Genomic DNA, 16,552 nt, shown 5'->3' with positions numbered 1-16,552 from the left:
AAGGGTTGGTGGGGTGGGGGATTCGGGGATGTTGGCTTGCTCACGTGGGCGACGGCGCGGATGTGAGGCTGGCTAGGGTTAGGGCGGAAGCACCAGTACCGCGAGGAGATCGTCGTGAGCAACGCCGCGCCAGTGACCGTCACCGTGACCGGAGCCGCCGGGCAGATCGCCTACGGATTGCTGTTCCGCATCGCCTCCGGGGCGCTGCTCGGGACGGATACGCCGGTTCGGTTGCGGCTGCTCGAGATTCCGGCCGCCGTCGGCGCGCTCGAAGGCGTGGCCATGGAACTCGAGGACGGCGCGTTCCCGCTGCTGGCGGGCATCGATATCGCCGATGATCCATGGGTCGGCTTCGACGGGGCCAATATCGCCATCCTGGTCGGCGCGCGCCCGCGCACCGCGAACATGGAGCGCTCGGATCTGCTGGCCGCCAACGGGCCCATCTTCACCGATCAGGGCGCGGCCATCAATGCCAATGCGGCCGACGACATCCGGGTGCTGGTGGTCGGGAATCCGGCCAATACCAACGCTTTCATCGCGATGAGCAACGCACCCGACGTGCCCGCCGCGCGCTTCACCGCGCTCACCCGGCTCGACCACAATCGCGCGATCGCGCAGGTGGCCAAGAAGACCGGGGCGGCCGCGGCGGACATCCAGCGGATCGCGGTGTGGGGCAACCACTCCGCCACCCAGTATCCGGATCTCACCCACGCGACCGTCGCGGGCCGCAGCGCTCTCGAGGTGATCGGCGACCGCGCCTGGGTGACCGACGATTTCATTCCGACCGTGCAGCAGCGCGGCACGGCCATCATCAAGGCGCGCGGGGCGTCCTCGGCGGCGAGCGCGGCCAGCGCCGCCATCGACCACCTGCACGACTGGGTGCTGGGAACCGCTGCGGGGGACTGGACCTCGATGGCGGTGCCCTCGGACGGCTCCTACGGAGTGCCCGAGGGACTCATCAGCTCGTTCCCGGTGACCTGTGCGAACGGCGAGTATCAGATCGTGCAGGGGCTGGAGATCGACGACTTCGCCCGTGCCCGTATCGATGACAGCGTCGCGGAACTCGCGGGCGAGCGCGACGCCGTCATCGATCTGGGGTATGCCAAGCGGTTGTGATCAGGACAGCTTGCTGATCACGTTGTCGCCGTACCACTTGATCTTGACGATCTTCTCTTCGAGCGTCTCGGTGTCCTGCTCCTTGGCGTAGGAGTTGCGGAAACCGACGATCAGGTCGGTGATGCCCTTCTCCTCGCAGCGCTTCACCCCGTCGGGGGTGTAGCCGTCGTAGGAGACCGCGTGAATCTCGAAGTCGCCCTTGTGATCCCGCTCGGCGCGCAGCTCGTTGATGCGGGCCAGGTACTTGTCGAGCTCCTCGGCATTGCCGCCCGCGTGCATCCAGCCGTCGCACAACCGCACCGCGCGCTTGAGCGCGGCATCGCTGTGCCCGCCGAGCAGGATCGGCATCGGCTCGGTGGGGGCGGGGGTGAGCCTGATCTTGCGGATGTCGTAGAACTCGCCGTGGTACTCGAAGTACTCACCCGTGCACAGGCCGCGCACGATTTCGATGCACTCGTCCATGCGCTTGCCGCGCTTCTCGAACGGCACACCCATGATCTCGAAGTCCTCCGGCCACGGGCTGATGCCCACGCCCAGGGCGAAGCGGTTGTTGCTCAGCCGGGCAAGCGAACTGGCCTGCTTGGCCACCAGCACCGGCGGGCGGATCGGCAGCTTGAGCACGAACGGGGTCAGGCGCAGGGTGGTGGTGGCCGCGGCGATGGCGGCCGACAGCACGAAGGTCTCGATGAACGGCTTGCCGTCGAGGAATTCGCGATTGCCGTCCTGGGTGTACGGGTACTTGGAATCCGACTCGGCCGGGTAGGCGACGCTGTCGGCCACGGTGATGCTGTGGAACCCGGCGGCCTCCGCGGCCTGCGCGAGGGGGATGTAGTAATCCGGGTTGGTCATCGCCTCCGCGTAGGTGAAGCGCATCGATCGTCCTCTCGACAGTGAGCAGTGCGAAAACTAGAACAGATTCTAGTTCTGTGAGTGATGCTAGCCGTAGACTCGCCGGAAGGCACCCGATCCGGCGATCCTCGCCGAGCTGCGGATCGGCGGCGCTGTGCGCGTTCACCTGTCGTATCGCGGGGCGGGGTGGCCCGGCCGTTGCGGTCCCGGTGGCTGAGATGGCAGTCCCGGTGGCCTTGTCCGCATCTCTGGATCTTGTTCTAATCGCGGTATGACGATCGCCATCACCGGCTCGGGATCCGGCATCGGCGCGGCCACCGCCGCGGCCCTGCGTGCCGCCGGGCACGACATCATCGGCATCGACCTGCGCAATGCCGACATCACCGTGGACCTGACCGACGCGGCCGCCCGGGCCACCGCCGTCGAGGAGATCCTGGCGCGCTCGGGCGGCGCGCTCGACGGCGTGGTGCTGTGCGCGGGCGTCGGACCGCAGGTGCCCGACCCGAACCTGGTGGTGGAGATCAACTTCCGCGCCACCGTGGCCCTGCTCGATGCGCTGCTGCCCGCCCTGACCAAGGGCGAAAACCCTGCGGCCGTGGTGGTTTCGTCGGTCGCCTCCACCCAGATCAAGTGGGAGGACAACCCGATCGCCAAGGGCAACGAGGCCGAAGCCTTCGCCCAGGCCGGGGATTACGCGGGCCACTACGCCTACGCGGCGTCGAAGAACGCGGTCACCGTGGCGGTGCGCGAGCGCGCGGTCGAATGGGGCGCGGCCGGGGTGCGGCTCAACACGGTCGCTCCCGGCAGTGTCGACACTCCGCTGCTGCAGGCGGGATTGGACGATCCGCGCTACGGTGAAGCCATCCGCAACTTCGTGGCTCCCATCGGGCGCAACGGCAAGCCCGAGGAGATCGCCTCGCTCATCACGTATCTACTCGGCCCACAGGCCGGGTTCATCCACGGTGCACAGTTCGTCATCGACGGCGGCATCGACGCGCAGACCCGCCCGACCGCGGTGTAATCCGCCCGGAACGGTGGCCGAGCCCGCGGGGTGTACAGCCGCACATCGGCCTCCACCGATGCCGTGGTGATCGGGGCAGCTACCCCGATCGCCGCGGCATCACTGCGTCTAGGCCTCGGCGTCGTCGGCGGGCTCTTCCTCGGCCTGGCCGATCACGCCCGGGGCGAAGGTGCCCAGATTGCCGGTGAGTTCGCTTTCCACCGAAGGACTCTGGTGCGGCTGGACGGTGCGGCCGTGCTGGCCGTCGGGTGCGCCGCCCTTGCCCGCGCCCGCCGCGGCGGGGGAGCCCATGAAGCCCGAACCGGCCGCACCGCCCATGCCGGCGATACCGCCCGCGCCCGCGCCGAACGGGTTGGCGGCATTGGCGATCTTGCCGCCCGGGATGGACGAGCCGGGGCCGCCGGGCGTGGAGGGTAGACCGCCCCCGCCGCCGAGACCGCCGCCTCCGCCACCACCCGCACCGCCGCCACCCCCGCCGACACCTGCGGCCGAGGTGTCCGGCGCGCCGCCGAGGGGATCGGTCTTGCCGGGATCGGTGGATCCGGGAGTGCCTGCCTGCAAACCACTTTCGAGCAATCCCTTGGCCTGCTCCAGGATCGGCTGACCGACGTTCTGCGCCAGTGACTGCGCGACCTCGGCCGGGTTCGGGCCGCCGCCTTGGCCGAGCAGCTGGCCGATGACGCCCTGGACCTGCGCGGTGTAGACCGACAATTCGCCGTGCGTGGCATTCACGACGGCCACCGCCTCGCCGAGATGCCGGGTGGCAGAGGCGATCAGCGTGGTCTGTCCGACCGGGGTGAGGATGAGCGGGGCCATGGCGGTCGCCTCGCCGGCGAACGCCTGCGCGATGGCGGTGAGCTGAATATTGCCGCGCTGCACCACCGCCGCGGCCTGATTGGTGATCGAGGACAGGTCGAAACCGCGCTGCGAGGTCTCCTGGCCGTGGTTCTCGGCCTGCTTGCCCGACTCCTGCGCGCTGTTGGAAGCCTTGCCCTGCCACAGGGATTCGACGGTCTTGAGCGCACCACTGCCGACCTGGACCGCGGACTCGATGACCTTCGACCCCTGGCTGAGCAGGGTGGTCGGATTGAACTGGCCCAGCACGCCGGTGCCGAAACTCTGCAGCAACTGCAGGAACGGCTTGAACAGCGCGTCCAGTCCGGGGATGGCGGGCAGCGCCAGACCCTTCATGAGATCGCCGACCGGATCGGCGGGCAGCGGCGGCAGGATCGAGGCCGGATTCGCGGCGGCCCGGGCCAGCGCGGCGCCGGCGGCATCGAACGCGGCGGGCACATTGTTCAGCGCGAGGTGGGCGTCGGCGAGGACGTTCTGCGCGTTGCCGAGCGCACCCTGCGCGCCCGAGAGTGCGCTGTGCGCGCCGTCGAGCGCGGGGGAGAGCACCCCGGCGGTCGCGGAATCGCCCGCCGGTACGCCGCCCCCACCGGGAACGCCGCCGCTCAGCGGAGTTCCGGTTTGCTCGAATTCCTTGCGGGACAACGCGAATTCCGGCGGTTCGAACGGCGGTACGTCGGCGGGCAGGCTACCCAGCAGCAGATCCGGGAGTGGGCCGGGCGCGAGGAGATTCATGCTGTCTGCTCCCATCGTGGGGGTAGCCGGACCGGACTGCGGCGCGACGCCGATGACTCCCGAATCGGCGATGACTCCCGAATCGATCGGGCTCATACCTGCTCGCCGATCTGTCCCGCGATATTGCCCAAGCCTCCGGCGAACTCGGAGTCGGTGGCGTCGTAGGTGGCCGCGGAGCCGAAGGCGGCCTGGCCGATCTTGCCGAAGCGGGCGGAGAGGGCGTTGATATCGCGATCGTGCAGAAGTTCGGCGACAGCGAAGCTGGCCAGGAAGTCCGCGCCGATGAGTCCGAAGACCGGGGTCATGGCCGCGACATGCGACACCGTGTCGAGGCCGCCCTGGGCGGCGATGTCGGTGGCGACGCCGTCATTGGCGGCGGCGAAGGTGCGAACCGCACCGGTATCGACCGAGAGATCGGCCATGTCAATGCCCCCCAATCGTCGTGAACATGCGGAGCCGAATATAACCCATCCATCGTCCAGCCGGGCGTGGTGTCGGTCGCATCGTCGCACTTCGCACCCCCTGTCCGGATCGGAATGTGACCGTGGTTGCAAATTAGAACAAGTTCTATATTCTCGTCATCATGAAGGTCGCAGTCACCGGCGCTGCCGGGTTCCTTGGCACCAATTTGCTTCGCCTGCTTACGGATCGCGGTCACGAGGTGACTGCCATCGACCGCGTCGCCGGTACCACGCAGCCCGGCGTCACCTGGGTCAACGGCGACGTCCTGGACCCCGCGTCCATGCGTTCCGCCCTCGACGGGGCCGAGGTGGTCTACCACTTGGTGGCGCTCATCACCCTCGCGCACAAGAACGATCTGGCCTGGCGGGTCAATACCGAAGGCGTGCGCGTGGTCGCCAATGCCGCGCGCGAGGTCGGCGTGCGGCGCATGGTGCACACCAGCTCCATCCACGCGTTCAACCAGTACTCCTGTGGCGGCCGCATCAACGAGCGTTCGCCGCGCTCGGTCGACCCGGACCTGCCGGTGTACGACCGGTCCAAGTGGCAGGGCGAGATCGAGCTGCGCAAGGTCATCGACCAGGGTCTGGATGCGGTGGTGTGCAACCCGACCGGTGTGTACGGCCCGATCGACAACACCGCCTCGCGCATCAACCAGACCCTGTGGGACGCCGCGCGCGGCCGGGTGCCGGTCATGATCAGCGGCGGCTTCGACCTGGTCGACGTCCGTGACGTGGCCCAGGGCCTGATCCTGGCGAGCGAGCGCGGCCGCACCGGCGAGAACTACCTGCTCGGCGGACATTTCACCGACATGTTCCAGGCCACCCGCACCGCGGCCGAGGTGAACGGAAAGATGAAGCCCGCCTTCGCGATTCCCGCCAAGGTCATCAATGCCTGCATGCCGGTGATGGAGCCCGTCGCCAAGGCGTTCGGCAGCGACCGCATCTCCAAGGCCGCCATGGGTGCGCTGCTGAGCGCTCCGATCGTCGAACATTCCAAGGCCACCGAGGAATTGGGCTACCGCCCGCGGCCGGCCGAGCAGACCATTCGCGATCTGGTCGCCTTCTACAATGGGCAGCCGATCGAGGCCGACACGCAGAAGATTGCTTGACAGTAGTTAGAACACATGTTCGACTTGGGTGGTGCGGTGGCAACGGCAAACCTTAGGCGCTGACGACGGCGCGCTGCCCGGGCTCGAACGTGCGGGTTTCGTCCGCAGCGTACAGACGCCCGAGTTCGAGGGCATCACGTTTCACGAGGTGCTCTGCAAGAGCGCCTTGAACCGGGTGCCCGAATCCACCTTGCCGTTCAGCTGGACCATCAATCCCATGCGCGGGTGCTCGCACGCGTGCCGCTACTGCTTCGCCCGCGGCACGCACGAGTACCTCGACCTGGACGCGGGCGCGGACTTCGACTCGCAGATCGTGGTCAAGACCAATGTGGTGCCGATCCTGCGGCGCGAACTGCATCGCAAGTCGTGGCGGCGGGATTCCGTTGCGCTGGGCACGAATACCGATCCCTATCAGCGGGCCGAGGGGCGCTACCGGCTGATGCCGGGCATCATCTCCGCGCTCACCGAATCCGGGACCGGGTTCTCCATCCTCACCAAGGGCACGTTGCTGCGGCGGGATCTGCCACTGCTGACCCAGGCCGCCGGGCAGGTGCCGGTGCATCTGGCGGTGTCCATCGCGATTCTCGACGAAGAGCTGCATCGGGGACTCGAGCCAGGCACACCCTCGCCGCGCGCGCGGCTGGAGCTGGTGCGCGCGCTGGCCGAGGCCGGGTTCGCGGTGAATGTCATGGTGGCGCCGATCATTCCGTACCTGACCGACTCCAACGCTCATCTCGACGAGCTCTTCGGCGCGATCGCGGAGGCAGGGGCCGCCGGGGTTACCGCGTTTCCCATGCATCTACGCGGTTCCACGCGTGGCTGGTTCCTCAACTGGCTGGCCGAAGCCCACCCGGCGCTGCTGCGCCGCTACCGGCAACTGTATGGTCGCAGTACTTCGGTGACCCCGGAGTATTCTGCGTGGCTACGCGGCCGAATCGAGCCGTTGCTGGAGAAACACCGCTTGAACCGCGAACGGCAGGCCGAACCCGAGGTACGCGCCGCCGAATCGCACACGCCCGATACTCAGCTGGCGTTGTTCGCCTGACGTCGGTTCTTTGATCGAAACCATTGCGCTTCACGGGTGTGTCGCGAATATTGCGGAGTAGTTTGGCGTTGGTACCTCACACCTGACTAGGAAGTGATGCGCGCGCATGGTTTCGCAGCATGATGACTCTGTGACGACTCCGGGTGAACTCGGAGCCGCTGCGCTCGGAAGCGGCAGCGGCACAGAGAAATTGGCGGTCGAGAAACTGGAAAGGGTCGTCATCCGCTTCGCGGGCGACTCCGGGGACGGCATGCAGCTCACCGGTGACCGTTTCACCCACGAGGCCGCCGCATTCGGCAATGACCTTGCCACCCAACCGAACTTCCCGGCCGAGATCCGCGCACCTCAGGGCACGCTGCCCGGGGTGTCGTCGTTCCAGATCCAGATCGCGGACTACGACATTCTGACCGCCGGCGACCAGCCGGACGTACTGGTCGCCATGAATCCTGCTGCGCTGAAGGCGAATCTGGAGGATTTGGCCCGCGGGGCGATGGTGATCGTTAATACTGATGAATTCACCAAACGCAATATGGCGAAGGTCGGCTACGCCGGTGATCCGCTCACCGATGACACGCTGACCGATTTCGTGGTGCATCGGGTGCCGATGACGTCATTGACGCTCGGCGCGACCGAACCGACCGGTGTGGGCAAAAAGGATGGGCAGCGCGCGAAGAATATGTTCGCGCTCGGCTTGCTGTCGTGGATGTACGGGCGGCCCATCGGCGGCACCGAAGCGTTCATGCGGGAGAAATTCGCGGCCAAACCGGATGTCGCCGAAGCGAATATCCTCGCATTTCGGGCAGGTTGGAATTACGGCGAAACCACCGAGGCCTTCGCCACCACCTACGAGGTAGCGCCGGCGACGCTGCCACCGGGCACCTACCGGCAGATCACCGGCAATACCGCGCTGGCCTACGGCATCGTCACCGCCGGGCAGCTGTCCGGGCTGCCGGTATTCCTGGGCACCTACCCGATCACTCCGGCCTCCGACATCCTGCACGAGCTCAGCAAGCACAAGAACTTCGGTGTCACCACCTTCCAGGCCGAGGATGAGATCGCGGGCATCGGCGCGGCCCTGGGCGCGTCACTGGCCGGGTCGCTCGGGGTGACCAGTACGTCCGGGCCGGGTCTGGCGCTCAAGAGCGAGACCATCGGCCTGGCCGTCATGACCGAGCTGCCGCTGCTGATCATCGACGTGCAGCGCGGCGGGCCGTCCACCGGTCTGCCCACCAAGACCGAGCAGGCCGATCTGCTGCAGGCGCTCTACGGGCGCAATGGCGAATCGCCGGTGGCGGTGCTCGCGCCACGCTCGCCGGCCGACTGCTTCGATACCGCGGTCGAGGCCGCGCGGATCGCGCTCACCTACCGCACTCCGGTGCTGCTGCTCTCGGACGGCGCGATCGCCAATGGGTCGGAGCCGTGGGCAATTCCGCAGGTCACCGAGTTGGCCCCGATCGATCCTGCCTTCGAAGCCGATGGCTCCGAAGAGGATTCGTTCCAGCCGTACGCACGCGACCCGGAAACCCTGGCGCGCCCGCTGGCGGTCCCCGGCACCGTGGGCCGCGCCCACCGCATCGGCGGCCTGGAAAAGGCCGACGGCAGCGGCAATATCTCCTACGAACCGGCCAATCACGAACTCATGGTGCGGTTGCGGCAGGCCAAGATCGACGGCATCGCGATTCCCGACCTCGAGGTGGATGATCCCGGCGAGCACGCCGAACTGCTGCTCATCGGCTGGGGTAGTTCCTACGGGCCGATCGGTGAGGCGTGCCGGCGGGCGCGGCGGCGCGGGGTGCCGGTCGCGCAGGCGCATCTGCGGCATCTGAATCCGTTGCCGCCCAACCTCGGTGAGGTGCTGCGGCGCTATCGCACCGTGGTGTGCCCGGAGATGAACGGCGGCCAGCTGGCCATGCTGCTGCGCGCCCGCTATCTGGTCGATGTGCAGCCCTGGACCAAGGTGGCCGGGACGGCCTTCCAAGCGCAGGAACTGGTCGGTGTCATCGATGCGGCATTGGACGGGTCCATCGCCGAGATGGAACAGGCCAAGGCGTTCACCGCTCGCGCGCGGGCGACCTATCGCACCACAGGGGGTAAGTAATGACGATCCTCGAAAACCCGCTCGTGGGTACCGATCTCGGGCTCACCGGGCTGTCCGGCATTCCCGCCGCCGCCGGACCGCAGAAGGCCAAGGACTACGCCTCCGATCAGGAAGTGCGCTGGTGTCCCGGCTGCGGTGACTACGTCATCCTCAACACCGTGCGCGGATTCCTCGCCGAGCTCGGGTTGAAGCGCGAGAACCTGATGTTCGTCTCCGGCATCGGCTGCTCGAGCCGGTTCCCGTACTACCTGGAGGCGTACGGGATCCACTCGATCCACGGCCGCGCCCCGGCGATCGCCACCGGTATGGCGGTGACCCGCCCGGATCTGTCGGTGTGGGTGGTGACCGGTGACGGCGACGCGCTCTCCATCGGCGGCAATCATCTGATCCATGCCCTGCGCCGCAATGTGAACATGACGATCCTGTTGTTCAACAACCGGATCTACGGCCTCACGAAGGGGCAGTACTCCCCGACCTCCGAGCCGGGCAAGATCACCAAGTCCACGCCGATGGGCTCGGTCGACCACCCGTTCAACACCCTGTCGGTGGCGTTGGGGGCCGAGGCCACCTTCGCCGGGCGTGCCCTGGACTCCGACCGCGCCGGGCTGACCGAGGTACTGCGCGCCGCCGCCGAGCATCGCGGGACCTCCTTCGTCGAGATCCTGCAGGACTGCCCGATCTTCAACGACGGCTCCTTCGACGCCCTGCGCCGCGACAACGCCGAATCCCATCTCATCCGGCTCCACCACGGCGAGCCCATCCGCTTCGGTGCGGACCGCGAATTCGCGGTGGTCCGTGACGGTTTCGGGCTGAAGGTGGCGAGCGCCGACACGGTCGCCGAATCCGACATCGTCATCCACGACGCGTACACCGACCACCCCGAATACGCCTACGCCCTGTCACGCCTGTCGGATCAGGACCTCAACCACGTCCCGATCGGCATCTTCCGCAGCGTCTCCCGTCCCACCTACGACGACGGCGTCCGAGCCCAACTCGACACCGCCGCCGAACGTCAACCGGTGAGCGAGAATTCACTGCAGAACCTGCTCACCGGCCGCGAAACCTGGACGGTCGGCTGACTTTTCGCCGTTACGAGGCCACGAAGGCGTTCAGCATGCGCTGGAACAGATCGTCGAAGCGCTTGCGGGACGCCTTCTGGTCATCGTTGAGTCCGTCGGACGACTCCGGTGCGTAGACGACGAGATGCACGTCCTGATCGGGTGATTGGGGCATGTAGTCGATGATCGACGTGCCCTTGTCATCCTTCTCAGGGGTGCCCATGTCCACGGCGGCGAGCGCCTTCACCTCGGCGGTCGCCGCGCCGATCACGTCGGCGGGCAGCGTGCCCTCCACCGGCTGCGCATTGTTGTCGGCACGCTTGATCGCATGACCATCGGCCTGAACCTGCAGCGACGGATGCAGATCCGTGCGCGTCTGCCACCCGGCCGGCATGGCGGTCAAGGTGAACAGGGCGACCGCGGGCATGGGCGCCTGCGCGGGCGTGGGTGCCGGGGCGGGATCGGCCAGGGCGAATGCGCCTGTGCCCGTGACCATCACCGCCGCCAGTCCGGCCACCGTGACGGCCCGCCACCCGCGCCACCCGCGGCCCTGCCCGGTTCCGCCGAAAAGTCCTGTCGCCGCGGCCATCCGCATCGCATCCCTCCGAATTCCCTTGCGGGCACCCGCCCGCCGCCGCCGATTCTGCCGCGCGCCGCCGCCCACACCCACCCCGCCACGCCGACCCCCGATACGACGATGTCCCCGGCTTCGGGAGCCGGGGACATCGGGGTTTGTGGATGGTGTTGAAGCTCAGCGCAGGCCGGGCGGGTTGGCCAGGTCCTGGGCGGAGAAGGTGTCGCAGGACTTGACCTGGCCGGACTTGTAGCCGGAGAGGAACCATTTCTGGCGTTCCTCCGAGGAGCCGTGGGTCCAGGCTTCCGGGTTGACGCGGCCGGAGGAGGCCTGCTGGATGCGGTCGTCGCCGACTGCCGAGGCCGCGGAGAGAGCGTCGCGGATGTCGTTGTCGGTCAAGGGCTTCAGGAAGGGGGTGCTGGCGCCGGGGGCGGGGAGTTTGTCGGCGTAGTAGGCCCAGACACCCGCGTAGCAGTCGGCCTGGAGTTCGGTGCGGACCGCGCCGGAGGTGGGGCCCTTCGGGTCGCGTTGGGCGCGGTTGATGTCGCCGAGCAGGTTCTGGATGTGGTGGCCGAACTCGTGGGCGACCACGTACTCCTGGGCCAGCGGGCCACCGCTGGAACCGAAGCGGTCGACCAGTTCCTGGAAGAAGCTGGTGTCGAAGTAGGCGGTCTGGTCGGCGGGGCAGTAGAACGGGCCGACCGCGGAGGAGGCGCGGCCGCAGCCGGTGTTCACCGCGCCGGAGAAGAGGTTGAGTTTCGGGACCACGTATTTGCGATTGGTTTGCTTGGGCAGTTCGGTGCCCCAGATGGCGTCGAGGCTCTGGGCGGTGAGGATGACGCGACAGTCGACGTACTTGTTCGCGTCGGCACCGGTCTTGCAGTGGCTCGGCAGGGTTGTGCCGCCGGACTTCGTATTGGAGTCCGCGCCCGTGAACTGGCCGAGAATGCTGCCGGGGTCGCCGCCGAGCAGCAGTGCCGCGATCACCGCGATGATGCCCAGCGCGCCGCCGCCGAGGACCAGACCACCGCCCATGCCGGGTCCGCCACCCCCGCCACTGGCCCGGTTCGGGTCGATTTGCAGGCCCTCGTTGAAGGTCATGGCCATTACTGTGACACGGGCGAGTCGATTCCGGTTTCCACTCGCTGAACGTGTCTCTCTACGATGGGTCTGCACCTGGTGGCCCTTGCCGGTGCTTCGAGTCCGTCGAAAGGAATCCCGTGCTGCGCACCCACTTGGCTGGTTCGCTGCGAAGCGAGCACGCCGGTCAGACCGTCACCCTCACCGGATGGGTGGCGCGACGTCGAGACCACGGTGGCGTGATCTTCATCGATCTGCGTGATGCGTCGGGTGTGTCGCAGGCCGTCTTCCGTGAAGGCGAGCCCGCCGAGGCCGCCCACAAGCTGCGCAACGAATTCGTCGTGAAGGTCACCGGCGTGGTCGAGAACCGACCGGACGGTAGCGAGAACCCGAACCTGCCGACCGGTGCCATCGAGGTCAATGTGACCGCGCTCGAGGTGCTCAACGAGGCCGCGCCGCTGCCGTTCCAGCTCGACGACGAGCCCGGCGAGGAAGCCCGCCTCAAGTACCGCTACCTGGATCTGCGCCGCGAGGGCCCGGCCCACGCGATCCGCCTGCGCTCCAAGGTGAATGCGGCCGCCCGCGAGGTGCTGGCCAAGCACGCGTTCGTCGAGGTCGAAACCCCGACCATGACCCGCTCCACCCCGGAGGGCGCGCGCGACTTCCTGGTTCCGGCCCGCCTGCAGCCCGGCAAGTTCTACGCCCTGCCGCAGTCGCCGCAGCTGTTCAAGCAGCTGCTCATGGTCGGCGGCATCGAGCGCTACTACCAGATCGCGCGCTGCTACCGCGACGAGGACTTCCGCGCCGACCGTCAGCCCGAGTTCACTCAGCTCGACATCGAGATGAGCTTCGTCGAGCAGGAAGACGTCATCCTGCTGGCCGAGGACATCCTCGCCGCGCTGTGGAAGCTGGTCGGCTACGAGATCGCCACCCCGATCCCGCACATGACCTACGCCGACGCCATGCGCCGCTACGGCTCCGACAAGCCCGACCTGCGCTTCGGCATCGAGATCACCGAGATGATGGAGTACTTCAAGGACACGGAGTTCCGTGTCTTCCAGGCTCCCTACGTCGGCGCGGTCGTCATGCCCGGCGGTGCCTCGCAGCCGCGTCGCCAGTTCGACGCCTGGCAGGAGTGGGCCAAGCAGCGCGGCGCGAAGGGCCTGGCCTACATCACCTTCCAGGAGGACGGCACCCTCGGCGGCCCGGTCGCCAAGAACCTGACCGACGCCGAGCGCGAGGGTCTGGCCAAGCACGTCGGCGCGAACCCGGGCGACTGCGTGTTCTTCGCCGCCGGTGACGCCAAGTCCAGCCGGGCCCTGCTGGGTGCGGCCCGCGGTGAGATCGCCCGCAAGTGCGGTCTCATCGACGAGAACGACTGGGCGTTCGTCTGGATTGTGGACGCGCCCATGTTCGAGCCCGCCGCCGACGCCACCGCCAGCGGCGATGTGGCGCTGGGCCATTCGGCCTGGACCGCCGTGCACCACGCGTTCACCTCGCCCAAGCCCGAGCACCTCGCCACCTTCGACACCGATCCCGGTTCGGCGCTGGCCTACGCCTACGACATCGTCTGCAACGGCAACGAGATCGGCGGCGGTTCCATCCGTATCCACCGCCGCGACGTGCAGGAACGCGTGTTCAAGGTGATGGGCATCGGTGACGAGGAGGCGCAGGACAAGTTCGGCTTCCTGCTCGACGCCTTCTCCTTCGGCGCCCCGCCCATGGGCGGCATCGCCTTCGGCTGGGACCGCATCACCGCGCTGCTGGCCGGGATGGACTCCATCCGTGAGGTCATCGCGTTCCCCAAGTCCGGTGGCGGCGTCGACCCGCTGACCGATGCGCCGACCGCGATCACCCTGCAGCAGCGTCGCGAGGCGGGCCTCAACGCCAAGCTGGACGCCGACGGCAACCCGGTCAAGGAAGACGCGAAGTAGCGAACCCTGATACCACGGTGCCCTCCGATCTCGATGAGGTCGGAGGGCACTGTCGTGTGGAAGGGGTTAGACCGGAACGACCAGTCGGCCAGTCAGGATGCGGTACGCGTAGGTGGTCGCGATGGCGCAGACCGGACCGGCCACCACCAGACCGAGCCCGCACAGCAGCGCGCCGACCGTGGTGATGACGAGCACCGCCAGCGCCAGCAGCGACACGTGCAGCGCGTTGGCGATCACCAGCCGGACGCTGGACGCGATGGCGGCGAGGGGATTCTGGTCCTGGTCGATCACGAAGTGCAGGGCGAACATGCACAGCACGCCCACGATCACCGCGGGAACGAAGCAGGCGATGGCGGCCACGAAGCACAGCGCGAACACGATGAGCGCGGTGATGAGCACATTGCCGGCATTCACGAAGCCGAAGAAGGCCGGGAAATCCGGTGGCGTGCCGTCGGTTTCGTAGAGCGCGCCGCGGATCATCGCCGCCTGCAGCAGCCACACCACCAGCGACACCACGGCGAACAGCAGGATCACCGCCGAGAGCGACTGCACATCAACCATTCTCACCAGCAGCGTCACCACCAGCCAGGCGATCAGGCCGATCAGTACCATGCCGACCCAGGGAACGGGATTGAGCCGGAACCGATCCCAGCCGTAGGTCACGGCCGCACCCACATCGAGGGTTTCGCGCGGCGGCGCGTAGGCCTGTTGCGGCGGGAAGTCACCCGGCTGTGGGCCGCCCGCCGGCGGCATCCCGCCGGGCGGGAAGCCGCCTGGCGGAGGCGGATTGCCCGGCGGCATACCGCCGGGCGACTGATACTGCGGCGGCGTCGCGCCGGCGTAGCCAGGAGGTGGCAGCGGCGCGCCCGACTGCGGGGGCAGCGGCGGCGGGGGTTCGACGGGCTCGCTGCCGTAGTGCGCGGAGCCCGGTCCCTCGAACTGCGGATATCCGGCCATACCGGGCAACTGGTGGCGGCCGTGCGCCGGGCCCGGTTCGGGCGCACCGGAATACGGTGCGGGCTCGGGGTTTTGGTGCTGGCCGGTCTGCGGCGGATACTGTTCACCGCCCCCGGGACCGGGACGATCGCCGGTGGGGCCATACGGTGCTGAGGGCGGCGTGCCAGTCATGGTCGCAAGCCTTTCACATTTCCCGGTTTACGGTGTGGCGCACAGCAAGTGACCATGAGACAACTAGACCCTCCTGGTTGTGTCAAGCAACCAGCGCCGCATGGGCAAACCCTTCACAAAGACACGCCGTCCGACGCGCGAAAGGTTGCGCAACCGCTCGCTGAAAGTGACCTGACGGGAGTAACTTGGGTTCCGATGACCGCACTATTGGCCGAACGCGCCGCCGAAGTCGTGTCCGCGGCACAACAGTTGCTCACAAAGCGAATGGGTGCTGCGGTAAAGCTGAGTGATCCGATGGAACTCAGCGGCAGTGGTAGAACCACGGTTCTCCGTGTCCGTGTTGCGGAGAACGCATTTTCACTACCGCGCACACTGATTGTGAAGCAGGTTGCGGGCACGGCGAACCAACGACGCACCGGGGGTATGGCTCCCGGTGTCGCCAGCATCGACTCCGCATTCCTACGCGAGGCGGTGTCGTACCAGTTCACCACCGCGCTGGGCCGCGACCACCGCCCCGGTGCCTACCTCCTCGGCTACAGCCTGCCCGACCGTCTGCTCATCCTCAGCGACCTCGGCGAGAACCTCTCGCTGACCGCGGTCCTGCAGGCCGCCGCCGAACCCGCCGGGCGCAATGCGTTGATGGCGTTCGCGCAGGCATTGGGCCGCATGCACGCTGCGACCGTGGGCCGCGAGGCCGACTTCGTCGCGCTGCTACGCCGGGTGGACGTGGTGCATCGCGTGGACGGCATTGCGCAGCAGGCCGAATCCGCGGTCGCCGAGGTGCCGATCATGCTGCAGCGGGAGATGGGCATCGAGGTGCCCGGGGAGATCGCCGAGCGCATCGTGCGCGGCAACCGGCTCTTCTCGGCCGGGCGCTACCGTGCCTTCAGCCCCTCGGACCTGTGCCCCGACAATGTGATCCTCAACGACGAGGGCGCGCGCTTCCTCGACTACGAGTGGGGTGGCTTCCGCGACGCTACCCTCGATATCGCCTACGCCCTGGTCTCCTTCCCCGGCTGCCTGTGCGATTTCGAGCTGTCGCGTGAACGCGCCCGCCAAATGGTCGAGGCGTGGCGCTCCGAAGTGGTCGCGGTCTGGCCCGCCCTCGCCGACGACAACGTCCTCGCCGAACGCATCCTCGAGGCGCGCCTGATCTGGGTGTGGCTGTCCACCTACTGGTTCCTGCCCGCCGACCACGCCCGCATTGCCGCCGCCCGCGAACACGGCCTGTCCATCCCGCGCTCGGCCGCCCTGATCAACCGCTGGGCCGCCCTCGCCGAGGACGCCCGCTGCACCGGCGACGACACCCTCGGCGATTTCGCCGAACACGTGTCGGCGACCCTGGAAGAGCACTGGGAGGAGTAGTCCTCCGCGAGATGTGGGCCGGAATCGCAAGATGATTCCGGCCCACATTGCTGTCCGGGGACCTCGCGACCCGGAGACCGGCGGTGCTGCTGTGGGCGCCGGCGGACCCGGTCACTGCTCGGCGCGG

General features: G+C 67.8%; 14 protein-coding genes. 8 read left to right on the top strand and 6 right to left on the bottom strand.

All coding sequences use genetic code 11. The features are described 5' to 3' along the window. Positions 1-114 precede the first annotated feature (114 nt). Positions 115-1,116: a malate dehydrogenase gene (locus ACFXHA_RS27860; RefSeq protein WP_379361795.1), complete on the top strand. Its 1,002-nt coding sequence runs from the start codon at positions 115-117 to the stop codon at positions 1,114-1,116. Here the strand turns inward: ACFXHA_RS27860 and ACFXHA_RS27855 are convergent, their stop codons facing one another. Continuing rightward, positions 1,117-1,989, bottom strand: coding sequence for a TIGR03619 family F420-dependent LLM class oxidoreductase (locus ACFXHA_RS27855; protein ID WP_379361793.1), 873 nt, complete (start codon positions 1,987-1,989; stop codon positions 1,117-1,119). A gap of 247 nt (positions 1,990-2,236) precedes the next feature. On the opposite strand from ACFXHA_RS27855, the gene ACFXHA_RS27850 reads away from it, so the two are divergent. Next, a complete protein-coding gene (locus ACFXHA_RS27850; RefSeq protein WP_379361791.1) occupies positions 2,237-2,986 on the top strand; it encodes an SDR family oxidoreductase in 750 nt (249 codons plus the stop codon). Positions 2,987-3,094: 108 nt separating this feature from the next. On the opposite strand, the gene ACFXHA_RS27845 is transcribed toward ACFXHA_RS27850, so the two are convergent. Both ACFXHA_RS27845 and ACFXHA_RS27840 read right to left on the bottom strand, forming a co-directional pair. Beyond that, entirely contained in the window at positions 3,095-4,669 is a 1,575-nt protein-coding gene (locus ACFXHA_RS27845; protein ID WP_379361789.1) for a hypothetical protein, read from the bottom strand. Next, on the bottom strand, positions 4,666-4,995 hold the full coding sequence (locus tag ACFXHA_RS27840; RefSeq protein WP_379361787.1) for a type VII secretion target: 330 nt from the start codon (positions 4,993-4,995) through the stop codon (positions 4,666-4,668). Before ACFXHA_RS27840 ends, ACFXHA_RS27845 begins: the two co-directional genes overlap by 4 nt. Positions 4,996-5,156: 161 nt before the next feature. Here ACFXHA_RS27840 and ACFXHA_RS27835 point away from each other — a divergent pair, with 161 nt between their 5' ends. The 4 genes from ACFXHA_RS27835 (at position 5,157) to ACFXHA_RS27820 (ending at position 10,365) form a co-directional block, all read left to right on the top strand. Then, positions 5,157-6,143, top strand: coding sequence for an NAD-dependent epimerase/dehydratase family protein (locus ACFXHA_RS27835; RefSeq protein ID WP_379361785.1), 987 nt, complete (start codon positions 5,157-5,159; stop codon positions 6,141-6,143). 31 nt (positions 6,144-6,174) lie between these two features. Next, positions 6,175-7,188, top strand: a complete 1,014-nt coding sequence (locus ACFXHA_RS27830) for an Rv2578c family radical SAM protein (protein ID WP_379361783.1) — start codon at positions 6,175-6,177, stop codon at positions 7,186-7,188. Between the two features lie 106 nt (positions 7,189-7,294). Then, a complete protein-coding gene (locus ACFXHA_RS27825; RefSeq protein WP_379361781.1) occupies positions 7,295-9,286 on the top strand; it encodes a 2-oxoacid:acceptor oxidoreductase subunit alpha in 1,992 nt (663 codons plus the stop codon). Further along, on the top strand, positions 9,286-10,365 hold the full coding sequence (locus ACFXHA_RS27820; RefSeq protein ID WP_379361779.1) for a 2-oxoacid:ferredoxin oxidoreductase subunit beta: 1,080 nt from the start codon (positions 9,286-9,288) through the stop codon (positions 10,363-10,365). The genes ACFXHA_RS27825 and ACFXHA_RS27820 overlap by 1 nt, the downstream gene beginning before the upstream one ends. A gap of 10 nt (positions 10,366-10,375) precedes the next feature. Here ACFXHA_RS27820 and ACFXHA_RS27815 read toward each other — a convergent pair whose 3' ends face one another. Both ACFXHA_RS27815 and ACFXHA_RS27810 read right to left on the bottom strand, forming a co-directional pair. After that, complete coding sequence (locus tag ACFXHA_RS27815; RefSeq protein ID WP_379361777.1) at positions 10,376-10,933, bottom strand: hypothetical protein; 558 nt, start codon at positions 10,931-10,933, stop codon at positions 10,376-10,378. A gap of 162 nt (positions 10,934-11,095) precedes the next feature. After that, positions 11,096-12,019: a neutral zinc metallopeptidase gene (locus ACFXHA_RS27810; protein WP_379361775.1), complete on the bottom strand. Its 924-nt coding sequence runs from the start codon at positions 12,017-12,019 to the stop codon at positions 11,096-11,098. A 119-nt stretch (positions 12,020-12,138) separates the two neighbouring features. On the opposite strand from ACFXHA_RS27810, the gene aspS reads away from it, so the two are divergent. After that, a complete protein-coding gene (gene aspS / locus ACFXHA_RS27805; protein ID WP_379361773.1) occupies positions 12,139-13,932 on the top strand; it encodes an aspartate--tRNA ligase in 1,794 nt (597 codons plus the stop codon). Positions 13,933-13,998: 66 nt separating this feature from the next. On the opposite strand, the gene ACFXHA_RS27800 is transcribed toward aspS, so the two are convergent. Further along, positions 13,999-15,060: a hypothetical protein gene (locus tag ACFXHA_RS27800; RefSeq protein WP_379361771.1), complete on the bottom strand. Its 1,062-nt coding sequence runs from the start codon at positions 15,058-15,060 to the stop codon at positions 13,999-14,001. A 195-nt stretch (positions 15,061-15,255) separates the two neighbouring features. On the opposite strand from ACFXHA_RS27800, the gene ACFXHA_RS27795 reads away from it, so the two are divergent. Next, entirely contained in the window at positions 15,256-16,425 is a 1,170-nt protein-coding gene (locus ACFXHA_RS27795; RefSeq protein ID WP_379361769.1) for a phosphotransferase family protein, read from the top strand. The last annotated feature ends 127 nt before the right edge of the window (positions 16,426-16,552 follow it).

Origin of the sequence: Nocardia sp. NPDC059240, assembly GCF_042753865.1 — a bacterium.
In the GTDB taxonomy this organism is placed as follows: domain Bacteria; phylum Actinomycetota; class Actinomycetes; order Mycobacteriales; family Mycobacteriaceae; genus Nocardia.
The sequence above is the reverse complement of the archived record's forward strand: the minus strand, read 5'-3'. Positions and strand labels throughout refer to the sequence as shown.